The sequence below is a fragment of the Pseudarthrobacter phenanthrenivorans genome, from assembly GCF_000813845.1.
Lineage (GTDB): Bacteria > Actinomycetota > Actinomycetes > Actinomycetales > Micrococcaceae > Arthrobacter > Arthrobacter phenanthrenivorans_B.
The window spans coordinates 83064-98106 of record NZ_JWTB01000011.1; the positions used below are offsets into that span (position 1 = coordinate 83064).

Here is a 15043-nt window from a genome sequence, read left to right on the forward strand (position 1 = left end):
TGCAGGGCGGTATGGAAATGGGGGCGCTCCTGGCCGCAGTTCCTCAAATCCAACCCCGGAATGCTGATGCCCGAGACATTTTCAGACCATCCGCCCATGGCCGCCCGGCCTTCCGCTCCCCGCCAGCGCCTCCGCTATACGAGGATCCTCGATACCGCCGCCGGGTTTGCCCGCACCGGCCTTGATGCCGTGGAGCTCCCCCAGGTGGCAGAAAAAGCGGACGTTCCGCTCGGCACGCTCTACCGCTACTTTCCGTCCCCCACCCACCTGATGCTCGCGCTCTACCGGCAGCAGTTGGACGAGTTGCGGGCAGGTGCCCGCGGCTCGTCTCCTCGCTTCCGGGGACGCGCCCTTTCCGGACTGCTTATGGAGATCTTCCACATGCGCGTCATGCAGCCGGCCGTGGAGCAGTGCCTGAGCCGCGGCGTATACCAGCCCGGAAAAGACACCACGGAACTTTTGCGGGAGATCGACGTGCTCAGCGAAAAGCTCGTGGCCGGCGCCTGCGGCGACGCCGTGGGGGCCCGTGTCCTCCTCCTCACGGTCACTGGTCTGGTCCAGTCCGTCAGGAACCGGCGCCTCTCCCTCTTCGAAGCCGAAGAGGACCTCAAAAAAGCCTGCGAACGGCTTTCCCCGGAAGCTGAAACGGGCTTCACAGTCGGCAGGACGGCGTAACTGGCCTAGACCAATACGGCATTAAATACGCCATAATCCCGTGACGTGGATCACTAAAAGGCGTGATTAACCGTTTTGGCATGCCAAAATCGTGTCAAGGCCGGGCGCAGGGCACTTTCCGGGCTGCCTACCATGGGGGCACAGGAGCGGCAGGGCGGAAACATCCCCGGCGTTCCCGCGGACCCGCCACCCCTGGGTTTCCTGTCGCACTACCTTCCACGCCCGGGCCCGGCAGGGCCCCGGTTCCAGATGTGCCGTGTGCCCACGGCCAGCACCAGGAGACAACGACGTGTCCATTGACGCAATCACCGCCACCGACGATTCAGCAGCCACTGCCCTGACCGAAGACGAGATCTTCAGCGCCCACCAGGGCGGCAAGCTGTCCGTCACCAGCACTGTTCCGCTGTCCAACAAGCGGGACCTGTCCATCGCCTACACCCCGGGTGTCGCCGAGGTCAGCCGCGCCATCCACGCCAAGCCCGAACTCGCCCGCACGCTGACCTGGGCCGAGCGCCTGGTGGTCGTTGTCAGCGACGGCACGGCCGTCCTGGGCCTGGGCAACATCGGTGCCAGCGCCTCGCTGCCGGTCATGGAGGGCAAGTCCGCCCTGTTCAAGACCTTTGGCGACCTTGACTCCATCCCGCTGGTCCTCAACACCACCGACGTGGATGAGATCGTGGAAACGCTGGTCCGCCTGCGCCCCAGCTTCGGTGCCGTCAACCTTGAAGACATCTCGGCGCCGCGCTGCTTCGAGCTTGAGGAAAAGCTGATCGAAGCCCTCGACTGCCCGGTCATGCATGATGACCAGCACGGCACCGCCGTCGTTGCCCTTGCCGCGCTCACCAACGCAGCCAAGGTGACCGGCCGCGGCCTGGAAGGACTGAAGGTAGTGGTGTCCGGCGCCGGCGCGGCAGGAATCGCCGTCGCCGAAATCCTCCTCGCAGCCGGTATCACCGACGTGGTCCTGCTGGACTCCCGGGGCGTCATCAACAGCGCCCGGGAGGACCTGGCCGCCAGCCCCGGAAGCAAGAAGGCGGACATCGCCGGCCGCAGCAACCCCCGCGACATCACCGGCGGCCCCGCCGAAGCCCTCGCCGGAGCCGACGTGTTCATCGGCGTCTCCTCCTCCAAGCTGGACGAGGCACACCTGGCCACCATGAACCAGGACGCCATCGTCTTCGCCCTCTCCAACCCGGACCCCGAAGTCCTGCCCGAGGTGGCAGTGAAGTACGCCGCCGTGGTCGCCACCGGCCGCAGCGACTTCCCGAACCAGATCAACAACGTCCTGGCCTTCCCAGGCATCTTCCGGGGCGCCCTCGACGCCGGTGCCCGCCGCATCACACCGGCCATGAAGCTGGCGGCGGCCCGTGCCATCGCCGAACTTGCTGCCGAGGACCTTTCCGCCGACTACATCGTGCCCAGCCCGCTGGACCCACGCGTCGCGCCCGCCGTCACCGCGGCGGTCGCCGCAGCGGTCGAAGCGGAGTAAGGCCCTTTCCGGGGACCTGACCTCCGGAAACCACGACGGCGGTACCTCCTTGCGCTCAAGGAGGCACCGCCGTCGTGCGTTAAGCACCGGCCCCTAGACTGGGGTCCATGAGCTCCGAGACCGTGGTGACCATCCTGTGCGGCCTGGCGATCCTGGTGGGGGTGGCGGGCACCATCATCCCCGTCCTGCCCGGCAGCGTCCTGATCGGCGTCAGTCTGCTGGCATGGGCCATCTGGGGCGGTGCCGGGACGGCGGGCTGGGTGGTGTTTGCGGTGGCCATGATTTTCGTCGCCGCGGGAATGACGGCAGGTGCCGTCCTGACCGGCAGGAAACTCAAGCAGCACGCCATTCCCAGCCGCAGCATCGTGGTGGCGCTGACCGCGGGCGTCGTGGGGATGTTCATCATCCCCGTGGTGGGGCTCTTCCTGGGCTTTGCTGCCGGCCTGCTGGCCAGCGAGTTCCTCCGCACGCGGAATCTTACGACGGCGGCGAGGTCCAGCTGGGCCGCCCTGAAGGCCACCGGGGTGGGCATGCTCGCCGAATTCGGGCTGGCCTGCCTGGCCGCAAGCACCTGGGTGATCGGCGTGTGGATAGCGGCCGCCAACGGGTGACGCCATTGCACCGGCACTGCGGCGCGGGTACAACCTAGGTATGACCCAGCCAGCTTCAGCAAAAGGCCGTGCGTCGGCAGAGGATCTTGTCCACGCCTGGATGGAAAAGTACCAGGCGGCCTGGAACAGCAACGACGCCGATGACATCCGCGCCCTGTTCACCCCTGACGCGGTCTACGAAACCCGTCCCCACGATCCGGAACCCTGGCGGGGCGACGAGGGGATCGTCGAAGGCTGGCTCTCCGCACGCGACGAGCCAGCCGACTGGACATTCAGCTGGGAGCTGCTCGGATGCGACGGCAACACCGCTTTTGTCCAGGGCGTCACCGCCTACTCGGGCGGCCGCCCCACGTATGACAACCTGTGGGTCATCAGGTTTGACGGGTCCGGCCGGGCCGCCGCCTTTACCGAATGGTTCATGGCCAGGAAGCAGGACATTCCTCCCGGTTAGCATTTAAGAATGAGCGCCGGGGACACCGCACCGATCTACTGGGACAGCCGCGACCTCACGCCCTTCGGGCAGGCACAGCTGCGCACCCCGGTCCACGATCTTGCCGGGGGAGTGGGTGGCCTGCTGACCGGTGTGCTGGGCGGCCGCAACCCCGCCCTGCTGTCCATCGACGGCGAGGTGCCCCGGCTCAAGCGCCTGGTGCCCAGGCCCGCCAAAGCCGTCCACGAAGCGGTTTTCAGCAGCCGGGAACCGGAGCGCCTGATCACCCTGGCCCGCACCTATCCCGGGTGGGCCGGACTCTGCTACCTCATGGGCGGGCTCCTGGTCTACAAGCACGGCGGCTACCTGCGCGCGTCCGAACTCCTGCAGCGGGGTCTCAGCACCAGGAACGACGAGGAGGCCAACCGCTACTCGTCGGCCTACCTCACCCGGATTGTCACCCGGGTGGAACTGGCCGAGCGCGTGGAGATTCCCGTGCTCTTCAGCGAGGAGTCCGTGTTCCTGGCCCTGTCCCATGCGCTGCGCGAGACCGGCCGCACCGAAGCCGCCCTTGACGCCCTGACCGGACTGCCGCCGTCGCTCCCCATGGCCCTGGCCCGCTGCTCGCTGGCCCTCACACTTGGCCGCAGCCGCACCGTCATCGATTGGACGGAGGGGCTGCTGAACGCGGACGACCTTTCGGCCGCCCTGCTGCTGGTCCGCGCCCGTGCCCTGCGGCGGGAAGGCCGGCTGGACGCGGCCCACCAGGCGATCGCCGAGGTCCTGCGCCGCCGCAAGACCCACCTTGCGCTGCGGAACGATGCGCTGACGGACCGGGCGCTGCTCGTGCTCGAATCGGGCCGGCGCTCCTTGAATCCGCGCGACTGGGGACGCCGGCGCGGTGACCCTGAACCGCAGCGTGAGCTGGAAGCCCCGATCCCCATCCGCAAGGACGAGGAAATGCGCCGGATCTGGGAGCAGGACTGGAAGGAACTCAGCGGGGACTAGGACCCTGTTTGCCTATGAGTGGCCGGACAGGAAGGGCAGCAGTTGCTCGCCGAGCAGCACAGTCCCCAGCGCAACCATGATGATGCCGCTGGCAAGCGTCACCGCCCGCGCCGCGCCGGGCCTGCTCTGCAGCAGGGTGCGGGACAGTATGGCCACCACCGTGTAGACCAGCCCGGCCAGCGCCACGAATGTCATGCCCAGCAGGCCGGACTGCACCGGCACCGGCAGGGCGGCGTCCGAGCTGACGAACTGCGGTATGAGGGCCACGTAGAAGAGCAGCCCCTTGGGGTTGATTCCGCTGGTGCCCATTCCCTGGAGGAAGGTGCGCAGCTGCGTCCCGGCGCCCCCGGAAGCGTCCGCGCTGAAGCTTGCGCCGCGCCAGGACCGCAGGGTTCCCACGCCAAGCCACAGCAGGTAGCCCGCGCCCGCCAGGGTTATCCAGCCCAGGACGCCGGGCATCCCGGCCAGCACGGCGGCCAGGCCGGCCACCAGCAGGACGGTGTGCAGGACGTAGCCGCCGCAGAGCCCGGCCACCGCCGGCACGAAACTGCGCTGCCGGAGTCCGGCCGCGATGGTGTACGCCCAGTCCACTCCCGGCGTGCAGGCCAAGGCTGCGGCCACCACCAGGAAGGCCAGGAACAGCTGCGGATTCATCGGTTTCTCCTGTCGAACGTCTCTCAGGAGCAACCATAGGAAGAATCGCCCCAAAAGTGCTGTCCCCTTTTCGCGCGCCCCGCAGCAGAGGCAGTATGTTTATTGCGTGCTGGACAACATCGACAGAAATATTTTGCGCCACCTTCAGGAGGATGGCCGGATGACCGCCACCGCCCTCGCCTCGAAGGTGGGCCTGACCGTGGCGCCCTGCCATCGGCGGCTGCGGGACCTCGAACAGTCCGGAGTGATCCGGGGCTACAAGGCGGACGTCGACCCTGCCGCCGTAGGACTGGGGTTTGAGGCGATCGTCTTCGTCACGCTCCGGCAGGTGGACCGGCCCACCATGGAGATCTTCGAGAACCGGGTGGCGGACAACCCGAACATCGTGGAGGCCCAGCGGCTGTTCGGGTCGCCGGACTACCTGCTGAAGGTCATCGCGGCGGACCTGCCGGCCTACCAGCGCTTCTACGACACAGAACTCACGTCCCTGCCCGGGGTGGAGCGGCTGACCTCAACACTCGTCATGAAGAACCTGAAGTCCAACGCCGGGCCGCCAGTCTAGGAAACCTTCCCGTGGGTCAGGATGCCGGGAGGACGTGGACGATGATCACCTGGGTGTCTTTGCTGCCGTCGTAGCGGAGATCGTAGTTCACCACCAGCCCGGTGCCGGTCCCTGGGGTGATGGAGAAGTCGCTCTTGGAGCCGGGGTCCGCCTGGGTGCTGCTGATCCATTCCTCGGCCGCATCTGCTGCTATTCCGTACCGCTGCACGCCGTCCCTGATCAGCTCGAAGTACTCCTCGGGTGAGCCGGCGGTGAGGAAGTATGTCACCTCGCTGAAATCCGTGCGTGAGTCCGTGGTGTTGAAACGGATCCGGTCCGTTTCCGCCGTGATTTCCCCGCTGGGCGCCAGGATGCTGAGGCTGATCTTGCCTAAGTCCCGGGTGTTGATCTCCGGGCCGTAGCTGTCCTTGGTGACGCGCACCGCGTCCTTCTCGAGGCGCCCCGAACTCATGTCCAGGCGGGCTGTCCGGCTGTTGCGGATGCTTTCCACGCCGGCGGCGTCAAGGGTGGAGAACGAAGATGTTTTCACGGTGCTCCCTGCAGAGGATGAAGTGGCGGTGGTGGGATCGGCCGGAGCCGGCGCGGCGGCCTGGCAGCCGGTCAGGACAAGGAGGGACATCAGGGCACTGGCGACGGCGGCACGCCGGCCGGGTGCGGCGGCGCGGTGGGTGGCAATCACTGGTGGACCTCCGCGTCAAAGCCGTCAAGGAAGCGGTCCATGATGCCGGCAATATTGTTGGTGGGCCGGTATTGGTCCACCCTTCCGTTGAAATCGGAGCCGATGATCTGCGCAGCACGGTCGGGGTCCGTGGCCAGCAGGTGCTGGTAGGCGGGAAGGGTGTCCTGCCTGATGAGGTTCCAGCGCTGGTCCGCGTCGGCGATGTTGCCGTCCGGGAAGCCGGTGGTGAAGTCGGTGCGGAACTGGGCGGGGTTGTCCCAGTTGGTGAACGGGATGTTTTCCGGGCCAGGACTTTCCACGCTGAAGGTGTAGGGGAACACCTCGGGGTAGCTCCTGGCTCCCGGGATGGATGGTTCGCCGGCGAGCGTGACCATGTACGTTACCGCTTCGCCTCCGGGGTGGCTGCGCATGGCGTCGTAGTCGTCCGCGATGATTTCGTTTTGTTCGCGGTAGAGGAGTGTGGTGTTACCTTCCCGGACCTGGCCGGGATCACCCGAATCGATCTGCGCCCACGCGTTGGCTGTGGCATGGTCGATGGCGCCGGAGTCGCGAAGGCGGTTGATTTCCTCGATGCCGCCGTCCATGTACGCCTGGTGCTGGCGGGCCTGGTCCAGGAAGATTTCCTTGTTCATGTCCAGCATGCTGGTCTCATAGAAACGGATTTCGCCGTCCGTCATGCCAGCGAGCTGTTCCAACTGGTCCAGGACCGGGAGCGGGATGTCAGAGGCGGGGTTGTCGGTGATCTGCCGGGCCAGGTCCCGCAGCATGGCCATGTCCCGGAAGCCGCCGGCAAAGGACGGACCGATCATGTTGGCCATGCCCGCCCACTGCAGGTCGGGATTGGCAAGGTAGGCGCGGCCGTAGAAGTCGTAGACCTTTGCGATGGTCTGCCAGTTGTATTCCGTGCCCTTTGATGTGTCCCAGTCGGCCGGATCGATGCCCATGGCCAGCATCGCCTGCCCGTTCCAGTAGTCGTTGAGGAAGTCCTGGTACCCCTTGGAGTTCTTGCTGATCAGGCCTGAGTCCGCCGCGGCATCCATGGCGGCTTTGGCGGCTTCCGGGTTTGCCTGGGCCCACCGGCGGAACTCATCGCTCTGCAGGTAGGCGCGCCGCTCGGCAGGCGTCATGGCGGTGAGGATATCCGTCAGGTCCTGCGCGCTTGCCCCGCCGGTCCCGCCAGCCCCGCCGGCCCCGGACCCACCGGCGCCGCCCGGACCGCTGGTGCTTGCCTTCTCTTGTTCGTCCGCATTGGCCAGGAGCGTCCTGGCTGCTGATTCAAGCCCTGAAGTGGCCGACCTCAGCAGTTTCGCGTGCGATGCCGTCCACTCGCTGCGGAACCTGTCGCCGTCGCGCCCTTTCCAAAGGCCAGAGCCGATGCTGCTGCCGAGCTGCTGCCCCAGGGCATTAAGCCGGTTGGCGCCGGCTGACAGCTCCTTGGCCAGCTGCCGCAGCTGCGCCACATCCGCGCCGTAAAAGTTCCCCGCCATGTTGTCCCCCTGTTGGCTCTTCCGTGCCAGCCTAGCCGGGCAGCCTGCGGGCGGCGATGGGGAGAGGTTCCCTGTTGCCCGCCGGCTATTCCGGCCGGCCTGTCAGGAGCCCGGTGGTCCGGTATGGGATGACCTCGCGAAGGAACATGCTCGTGGAGGTGCGGACAATGCCCGGGCAGAGCCGGATCTCCTCGGACACCCGGTACAGATCGTCCGGGCTCTTGGCCACTACGCGGATCAGCAGGTCGGTGTCCCCGGCAGGGGCATGGCATTCCAGCACTTCCGGGATGTCGCGCAGCGCCGCGATGGCCTCGTTGAGGTGGCTCTGGTCCAGTTCAGCGCTCACGGCGGCGGCCACGCCGCGGCCCAGTGCCGCTGGCAGCACCCGGCTGCTGTTGGGGCGGAGGGCTCCGGATGCCGCCATCCGCTCCAGCCGGCTTTGGACGGTTCCCCGGGCAAGGCCCAGGCGTTGCGCGAGCACCATGATGGGAACCCGGGGATCCTCGTCAAGGGCGCTGAGGATGCGCCGGTCGGTGGGGTCCAGTTCCTGCAATCTGATCATTTCCTGTCGCTGGGAACTCCATGGATTGGTCAGTCTGACCAACTGAAGTACTGGTGGTTGTCCCAACTGTAGGGTGTCTGCTGGAATAGTGGCAACAAGGGCAAAAGCTACCGCTGGTCCCCCGCAGGCTACAGGTTCCCCGGCACACCACCCGGCTCCTGGACACCGTTTCCCGCAAGGAGGCTGCCGCTGATTGAGGCTTGTTCACACCACGCTCATTCTGCAAACACGGCAAGAGCCCCTGAGCTACCGACGCCCGGTTCCCGGAAGTCATCGGTAGCTGAGGGGCTCTTGTGTGCTTCCGTCTAGGGTTGTTCCATGACTTCCGCCGGCCGCTTTGCCCCCAGCCCATCGGGTGAACTCCATGTCGGGAACCTTCGAACCGCAATCCTCGCCTGGCTTTTCGCCCGTTCCACCGGCCGCCGGTTCCTGCTGCGGGTGGAGGACCTGGACCGCGCCCGCGCCGGTGCGGAAGCGGTGCAGCTGCGTGACCTGGCGGCGGTGGGCATCACCTGGGACGGGGAGGTGGTGCGACAGACCAGCCGCGGACCCGTTTACGCCGAGGCGATCAACCGGCTTCAAGCGGCGGGGCTGACCTACGAATGCTTCTGCACCCGCCGTGAAATCCAGGAGGCGCCGTCCGCGCCGCACGCTCCACAGGGGGCCTACCCCGGCACCTGCCGCAACCTGGACCGGGCAGAGCTCGACTACAAACGGTCCACCCGGCCTGCGGCCATCCGGCTGCGCGCCAACGTTCATGAATACACGGTGGAGGATGTCATGCACGGGACGTTCACCGGCGTCGTGGATGATTTCGTCCTGCGCAGGAACGACGGCGTGACCGCCTACAACCTTGCCGTTGTGGTGGATGATGCCGCGCAGGGCGTTGACCAGGTGGTCCGCGGCGACGACCTGCTCCCGTCCACGCCCCGGCAGGCCTACCTGGCCTCCCTCCTGAATATTCCCGTGCCGGAATATGTCCATGTGCCCCTGGTGGTGAACCGCGACGGCGCGCGGCTGGCCAAGCGCGACGGGGCGGTCACGCTGGCGGACCTCGCCCAAGCCGGCGTAACAGCTTGGGAGGTGCGGAACCTGCTGCTGGAGTCCCTGGGGTTGCCCGCCGGAACACTGGACCAGGCCCTGCACGCCCTCGACCCGGCACAGTTGCCCCGCGAACCCTGGGTGTGGCCCGGGATGGAGCGTCCGCCGGCTGGTTAAGCTTGGTGGATGTCAGACGAGCAGATTCCGGCCCAGGGCCGGACGCCAACATTCACGGTGGAAACCGCCAAAGTCCTCGCCGAGGTGGCCCACAACCGGCAAAAGGACAAGCTGAAGCGGCCCTACCGGGACCACGTCCTGGCCGTCGGAGATGCCCTGGCCGACTTCGACGACGAGATCCGTATCGCCGGCTACCTCCACGACATCGCCGAGGACACGCCGATGACACGGCAGGCCCTGCTGGAAATGGGCGTTCCTGAGCGCTCCGTGGACATCATTGAGCGCGTCACCAACCGGTTGCACAGCAACCCCGACGATTACCAGTCCGGCATCCGTGAGATCGCCCAGGACCATGACGCCGCCTTGGTCAAGATCGCCGACAACGCGCATAACTCGCTGCCTGAGCGTGTCGAGGCGCTGGCGGCGAAGTGGCCGGACAAGCCTCCGGTGACCAAGTACCGGGATGCCCGGCCCGTGCTCTATGCCGCCGTGGAGGTGGACGAGGTCCGGAAGATCCTGGCGCGGGTCAATCCCTGGCTACTGGAGGAATTCGATGCGCAGCTGGACGAGGCGGACGACACTGACTACGAGAACCTCCGCTACGACACCGGACCCGGACCGGACTTGATGTAGACCAGGAACTCCTCCGCGAACCGGCGGACGCCGTCCCATTCCGTATAGATGTAGTCCCGTCCGGTATCGGTATCCGGGCTGCCCTGGCTGCTGACGATCTTTTTCATCATCATGCGCTTCAGGAACCCGTACTGCGTGTACAGGAGTGCACCGCCGAACATCGCCACCTTGTCCGGCCGCCAGCCAGTGCTGTCCTCGAACTCCGCGACGTACTTTTCCGCGTCCTCCGGGTCGCCGTGGGCTGAGAGGCTGACCGAGAACAGGGCGGCCGGCAGGTCCTGCAGGGCGGGCAGGTTCCTGCGGACAAAATCGGCCACGTAGCCTTCGTGTTTTCCGGCATGGACCGAGGCGCCCACAATGACGGCGTCATAGCCGTCCGGGAGGTCGTGGTCTGCGTGCCTGAGGTCCAGTGTGTCGGCCTGGTGGCCGTGGGCCTGCAGCACGTCGGAGATGTAGTCGGCGATGCGGGCCGTCTGGCCCTCCGAGGTTCCGTACGGGATCAGGATCTTTGCCATGGGCACCACTTTGGCGGTGCGCAGCAGCCGGGCAAAGAGGCAAAGGTCCCCCACGCCCCGGCCGGAAGGCCGGCAGGCTACACCCGTCCCAGGGCTTCAATGTCCTCCAGGAAGTCGGCCTGCACCTCGGGGCTTACGGTGGTCCGCGTCTCCCCGATGGCGTCGAGGTAGTCCTGGGTGGAAGGCCCCTTCCTGACCGCGTCGCGGACTGAGGCCTGGCCCGCTGACGCCAGCCCGCCGTCGTCGTACACTGCCTTTTCCAGCGCCCGTTGTGAGGCGCTGCGGGCCGCGTATTCGATGTCCGCCGGCGAAAACCCTTCGGTGCGCTCCACCAGGAGCTCCACGTCCACGCCGTCCACCACGGCCGCCGGGATGAAGCGCTGCCACATGGCCTCGCGCGCCTGCCGGTCCGGCAGGCCGATGGGGATGACGTAGTCGAAGCGGCCATGGCGCAGGAAGGCTGAGTCCAGGGCCCGGATGAAGTTCGTGGCGCACACCAAGAGCCGCCCGGGCTGCTCGCGGAAGGCCGGGATGATCTTCAGCAGCTCGTTGGTGACCCCCTGCAGGGGCGACGGCGGATCCCCGGCGCGCTGCGAGGCGATCTCCTCCACCTCGTCGATGAACACCACTGCGTGTTCCAGTTCCGAGATCTCCAGGAAAGTTTCGCGCAGTGCGCCGGCCAGGCCCTGCGGATCGCCGGCGAGCCGCGAGGGGAACACCTCCACGAACGGCCATTCCAGCCGGGAGGCGATGGCCTTGGCGAAGGTGGTCTTGCCGGTGCCGGGAGGTCCGAAGAGGACGACGGCGCGCGGCGGCACCACCCCGAACTCATCGGCCAGGTCGGCCTCGGCCAGGGGAAGCACCAGGCGCCGTTCGAGCAGTTCCTTCTCCTTGCGCATGCCCGCCACGTTTTCCCACAGGTCGCGGGCCAGGACGCGGCCGCCCAGCTGGCCCAGGGCGCCGAGTTCCTGGCGCTGGACGGGGATGGTGCGCTCGAAGTAGCGCAGGTTCTTCTTCAGTGCGAAGCCCCGGCCCAGGAACGCCTCCACCCGGGTTTCCGATTCGGGCATCAGGGCCGACAGCTTGTTCAGGCCGTGCGGGGCCATGCGGTTCTCGACGGCGGCCAGCAGCGAGGTGCCGATGCCCCTGCCGCGGTACTCGGGAAGGGTGGCCAGGAACACGATCCAGCCCTGGTCATGGGCGGCACGCCCGACGGCGGCGCCCACCACCTGTTCGCCCAGCACCGCCACCACGGCGTGGTCCTTCTCGCACGAGGCAAGCACCTCGGACAGGGCGTAAACGGGTTCGACGTTGTTCGCCTTCAGGGTCTCCCACAAATGCAGGATCCCGTCCAGGTCCGCCGAATGGAAATCCCTGATCCGCCAATTGGTCATGAGGTGCTCCTGTTGGTTCCGCGTTGAGCCAGCGTGGATGTCTCAGGTGAGCATATGTGAACCAGGTGCCGGAAAGGGTTGCGGCGGCGTTGCATGACGCCGGTTCAAAGCCCCAGCTGTGCCATGGTGGTCCGCAGCGTGTCCGCGGAATGCTGCAAAGCTGCCAGCTCGCCGTCGTCCATCGGCGTTTCCAGGACGCGGTGCACCCCGCCTCGGCCCACCACGCTGGGGAGCGAGAGCGCCACCCCGGAAATCCCGTAGAGCCCGGACAGGACGGTGGATACGGGAAGGACGGCGTTGTCGTCGCGGAGCAGCGCCTCCACAATGCGGGCGCCGGACAGGCCAATCGCATAGTTCGTGGCCCCCTTCCCCGCGATGACCTTGTACGCGGCCTGGACCACCTCCCGGGCAGCCTCATCCAGGTACCCGGACGTGAAGATCTGCCTGCCGCCGTCCGTCCAGTCGCGGATGGGCACCGGGCCGATCGTTGCGCCGGACCACAGCGGGAACTCGGTGTCCCCATGTTCCCCCACCATGCTGGCGTGGACGCTGGTGACGGAGACCCCCGCCCGCCGGGCCAGCAGCCAGCGCAGCCGGGAGGTGTCCAGCACGGTTCCCGACGAGAAGATGCGTTCCGGCGGCAGCCCCGAAATGCGCTGGGCGGCGACCGTCAGGACGTCGCAGGGGTTGGTCACCAGGACATAGACGGCGTCCGGCGCCCGATCAAGCAGGGGTGGCATCAGCTGTTCCAGGATGCGCACGTTGGTCCCGGCAAGGTCCAGCCGGCTTTGGCCCGGGTTCTGCTTGGCCCCCGCCGTGATCACCACGACGTCGGCGCCTTCGGTGACGGCGATATCCCCGCCGCCGGTGACGGTGGCCGACGCCGCGGCGAATTGGCTGCCATGGGCGAGGTCCAGGGCTTCGGCCTCCGCTTTGGGGCTGTTGACGTCATACAACGCGATGTTGCTGGCGGAGCCGCGGATCAGCGCGGCATAGGCCAACGACGTCCCGACGCTCCCCGCGCCCACTACTGCGAGCTTGGATCCTGCCATGGTGCACCCTCCCTTTCCGGAGCCGTTGAGTGTCCCGCACCCGAAGAGTAGCGTGGCCCACATCACTCAAACCCCCACTTAGGAGCCACCATGCCACATCTTGGACGCCGGCTCGCAGCTGTTACTGCAGCGCTGGCCATGAGCGTGACCACCGGGGCGCTCAGCCCCGCTTCCGCCGATCCCCGGCAAACGGACAAAAACCCCACCGCAACCGGTTACGGCGGGGCGGTCAGCACCGTGGACCCGGAAGCCTCAGCGGCGGCCATTGACGTCCTCCGTCACGGTGGCAATGCTGTGGACGCCGCCGTTGCCGCCGCAGCCACCCTGGGCGTCACCGAACCGTACAGTGCCGGCATTGGCGGCGGCGGCTATTTCGTGTACTACGACGCGAAGTCCGGAAAGGTCAGCACCATTGATGGGCGGGAAACCGCACCGGCAAAGATCAAAAGCGACGCGTTTATCGATCCGAAGACTAAAGAGCCCTACAAGTTCACTCCAGACCTGGTGACCAGTGGCGTCTCGGTGGGGGTCCCGGGGACGCCGGCAACCTGGGAGCGGGCCTTGGAGCGCTGGGGGACCCTCAGCCTGGGGGATGCGCTGGAACCGGCCATTGAGGTTGCGGAAGACGGCTTTGTCGTGGATGAGACGTTCCGACAGCAGACGGCGGACAACCAACTCCGGTTTGAAGCCTTCACCTCCACCAAGGATTTGTATCTGCGGGACGGCAAGCTGCCGGAAGTGGGAGCTGTCTTCAGGAACCCCGACCTTGCTGACACTTACCGGCTCCTCGCGGACAAGGGCATGGATGCGTTCTACGATGGACCGCTGGCGAAGGAGATCGCCAAGACCGTGCAGAACCCGCCCAAGTCCAAGGACACCACCCTGCCGGTCCCCAAAGGTTCCATGACGGAGAAGGACCTGGAGAACTACAAGGCCGTGGACCAGGACCCCACCCACGTGGACTACCGCGGCTATGACGTCTACGGCATGGCACCCTCCAGCAGCGGCGGCACCACGGTAGGGGAGTCCCTGAACATCCTGGACGTGTTCGATCTTCCCGGGCTGAAAAAGGACCAGCCCGCCGTCCTGCACCACTACCTCGAGGCCAGCGCGCTCGCCTTCGCGGACCGGGCAAAGTATGTGGGTGACCCGGCATTCGTGGACGTCCCCACCAAGGCGCTGACCGATCCCATCTTCGGCAAGGAGCGCGCCTGCGAACTGGATCCGATGCACGCGGCAACCAAGCCGGTTCCGCCGGGTGACGTCGCATCCTACGACGGCGCCTGCCCTGTCAAACCAGCGGCGCTCGCCGATGAGAAGGACACGGAGAACATCTCCACCACCAACATGACCGTCTCGGACAAGTGGGGCAACGTGGTGGAGTACACGCTCACCATTGAACAGACCGGCGGCTCCGGCATGGTGGTTCCCGGCCGCGGGTTCCTGCTCAACAACGAGCTCACCGATTTCTCCACCGTCTACAGCGCCACGGATCCAAACCGGATCGAGCCGGGCAAGCGGCCACGGTCGTCCATGTCGCCCACCATCCTCCTGAAGGACGGTGAACCGTTCCTGGCCCTGGGTTCCCCCGGCGGCTCCACCATCATCACCACCGTGCTGCAGACCCTGGTCAACCGCATCGACCTGGGCATGAGCACGCCGGACGCCATCGCGGCGCCCCGCGCCTCCCAGCGGAATACCGCCAGCGTCACTGCTGAGCCTGCCTTCATTGACAAGTACGGCGCAGCACTGACGTCGCGCTTCGGCCACACCCTGACTCCATCGGGCGACTCCTTCACGTCGGCCTCCGAGATCGGGGCGGCCACCGCCATCGAATTCCTGGAGGGCGGACGGACCCTCGCGGCCGCCGAACCCGTCAGGCGCGGCGGCGGATCGGCCATGGTGGTCAAACCGTCAAAGTAGCACAGCAGCTGACTTAAACGCCGACGGCGGCACCCAGGTTCCGGGAATCCGGAACGTGGGTGCCGCCGTCGTTAAGGGCAGTTACTTCTTGAAGGTTTCCGCCGGCGCGTTGGCGATCACCGGGGACATTCCGGTGTAGCCGTCGCGGGTT

At 66.7% G+C, this 15043-nt stretch carries 16 protein-coding genes; 9 read left to right on the plus strand and 7 right to left on the minus strand.

Annotated features, from left to right (window positions below; all coding sequences use genetic code 11):
• Window positions 1–66 precede the first annotated feature (66 nt).
• The 5 genes from RM50_RS05930 to RM50_RS05950 all read left to right on the plus strand — a co-directional run bounded on the left by RM50_RS05930 (window position 67) and on the right by RM50_RS05950 (window position 4213).
• On the plus strand, window positions 67–675 hold the full coding sequence (locus RM50_RS05930; RefSeq protein ID WP_043450927.1) for a TetR/AcrR family transcriptional regulator: 609 nt from the start codon (window positions 67–69) through the stop codon (window positions 673–675).
• Between the two features lie 289 nt (window positions 676–964).
• Window positions 965–2164 (plus strand): NAD(P)-dependent malic enzyme, encoded by a 1200-nt coding sequence (locus RM50_RS05935; RefSeq protein WP_043450881.1) that lies wholly within the window; start codon window positions 965–967, stop codon window positions 2162–2164.
• 107 nt (window positions 2165–2271) lie between these two features.
• Window positions 2272–2775, plus strand: a complete 504-nt coding sequence (locus RM50_RS05940; protein ID WP_043450883.1) for a DUF456 domain-containing protein — start codon at window positions 2272–2274, stop codon at window positions 2773–2775.
• A 40-nt stretch (window positions 2776–2815) separates the two neighbouring features.
• On the plus strand, window positions 2816–3226 hold the full coding sequence (locus RM50_RS05945) for a nuclear transport factor 2 family protein (RefSeq protein ID WP_052259994.1): 411 nt from the start codon (window positions 2816–2818) through the stop codon (window positions 3224–3226).
• A gap of 9 nt (window positions 3227–3235) precedes the next feature.
• Window positions 3236–4213, plus strand: a complete 978-nt coding sequence (locus tag RM50_RS05950) for a hypothetical protein (RefSeq protein ID WP_043450887.1) — start codon at window positions 3236–3238, stop codon at window positions 4211–4213.
• A 12-nt stretch (window positions 4214–4225) separates the two neighbouring features.
• On the opposite strand, the gene RM50_RS05955 is transcribed toward RM50_RS05950, so the two are convergent.
• A complete protein-coding gene (locus RM50_RS05955; protein ID WP_043450888.1) occupies window positions 4226–4867 on the minus strand; it encodes a LysE family translocator in 642 nt (213 codons plus the stop codon).
• Between the two features lie 106 nt (window positions 4868–4973).
• Between RM50_RS05955 and RM50_RS05960 the strand changes: the two genes are divergently transcribed.
• Complete coding sequence (locus RM50_RS05960; protein ID WP_082006995.1) at window positions 4974–5429, plus strand: Lrp/AsnC family transcriptional regulator; 456 nt, start codon at window positions 4974–4976, stop codon at window positions 5427–5429.
• Between the two features lie 16 nt (window positions 5430–5445).
• Here RM50_RS05960 and RM50_RS05965 read toward each other — a convergent pair whose 3' ends face one another.
• The 3 genes from RM50_RS05965 to RM50_RS05975 all read right to left on the minus strand — a co-directional run bounded on the left by RM50_RS05965 (window position 5446) and on the right by RM50_RS05975 (window position 8157).
• Window positions 5446–6108 carry a hypothetical protein gene (locus tag RM50_RS05965; RefSeq protein ID WP_043450892.1) on the minus strand — a complete coding sequence of 221 codons (663 nt, stop codon included), beginning with the start codon at window positions 6106–6108 and terminating at the stop codon, window positions 5446–5448.
• Complete coding sequence (locus tag RM50_RS05970) at window positions 6105–7595, minus strand: WXG100 family type VII secretion target (protein ID WP_043450894.1); 1491 nt, start codon at window positions 7593–7595, stop codon at window positions 6105–6107. Before RM50_RS05970 ends, RM50_RS05965 begins: the two co-directional genes overlap by 4 nt.
• An 85-nt stretch (window positions 7596–7680) precedes the next feature.
• Window positions 7681–8157: an Lrp/AsnC family transcriptional regulator gene (locus tag RM50_RS05975; RefSeq protein WP_043450896.1), complete on the minus strand. Its 477-nt coding sequence runs from the start codon at window positions 8155–8157 to the stop codon at window positions 7681–7683.
• Between the two features lie 318 nt (window positions 8158–8475).
• Between RM50_RS05975 and gluQRS the strand changes: the two genes are divergently transcribed.
• Window positions 8476–9375 carry a tRNA glutamyl-Q(34) synthetase GluQRS gene (gene gluQRS / locus RM50_RS05980; protein WP_043450897.1) on the plus strand — a complete coding sequence of 300 codons (900 nt, stop codon included), beginning with the start codon at window positions 8476–8478 and terminating at the stop codon, window positions 9373–9375.
• A gap of 9 nt (window positions 9376–9384) precedes the next feature.
• Window positions 9385–10008: an HD domain-containing protein gene (locus tag RM50_RS05985; protein ID WP_043450899.1), complete on the plus strand. Its 624-nt coding sequence runs from the start codon at window positions 9385–9387 to the stop codon at window positions 10006–10008.
• Here RM50_RS05985 and RM50_RS05990 read toward each other — a convergent pair.
• The 3 genes from RM50_RS05990 to RM50_RS06000 form a co-directional block, all read right to left on the minus strand.
• Window positions 9975–10523: a flavodoxin domain-containing protein gene (locus RM50_RS05990; protein WP_043450929.1), complete on the minus strand. Its 549-nt coding sequence runs from the start codon at window positions 10521–10523 to the stop codon at window positions 9975–9977. The two genes, RM50_RS05985 and RM50_RS05990, sit on opposite strands and share 34 nt — an antisense overlap.
• 77 nt (window positions 10524–10600) lie before the next feature.
• Window positions 10601–11917 carry an ATP-binding protein gene (locus tag RM50_RS05995; protein ID WP_043450900.1) on the minus strand — a complete coding sequence of 439 codons (1317 nt, stop codon included), beginning with the start codon at window positions 11915–11917 and terminating at the stop codon, window positions 10601–10603.
• Window positions 11918–12021: 104 nt separating this feature from the next.
• The gene (locus tag RM50_RS06000) at window positions 12022–12969 is read right to left on the minus strand and encodes an L-lactate dehydrogenase (RefSeq protein WP_043450902.1); all 948 of its coding nucleotides are present in this window, start codon (window positions 12967–12969) and stop codon (window positions 12022–12024) included.
• Window positions 12970–13059: 90 nt separating this feature from the next.
• On the opposite strand from RM50_RS06000, the gene ggt reads away from it, so the two are divergent.
• Window positions 13060–14892, plus strand: a complete 1833-nt coding sequence (gene ggt, locus RM50_RS06005) for a gamma-glutamyltransferase (RefSeq protein ID WP_043450904.1) — start codon at window positions 13060–13062, stop codon at window positions 14890–14892.
• Window positions 14893–15043 lie beyond the last annotated feature (151 nt).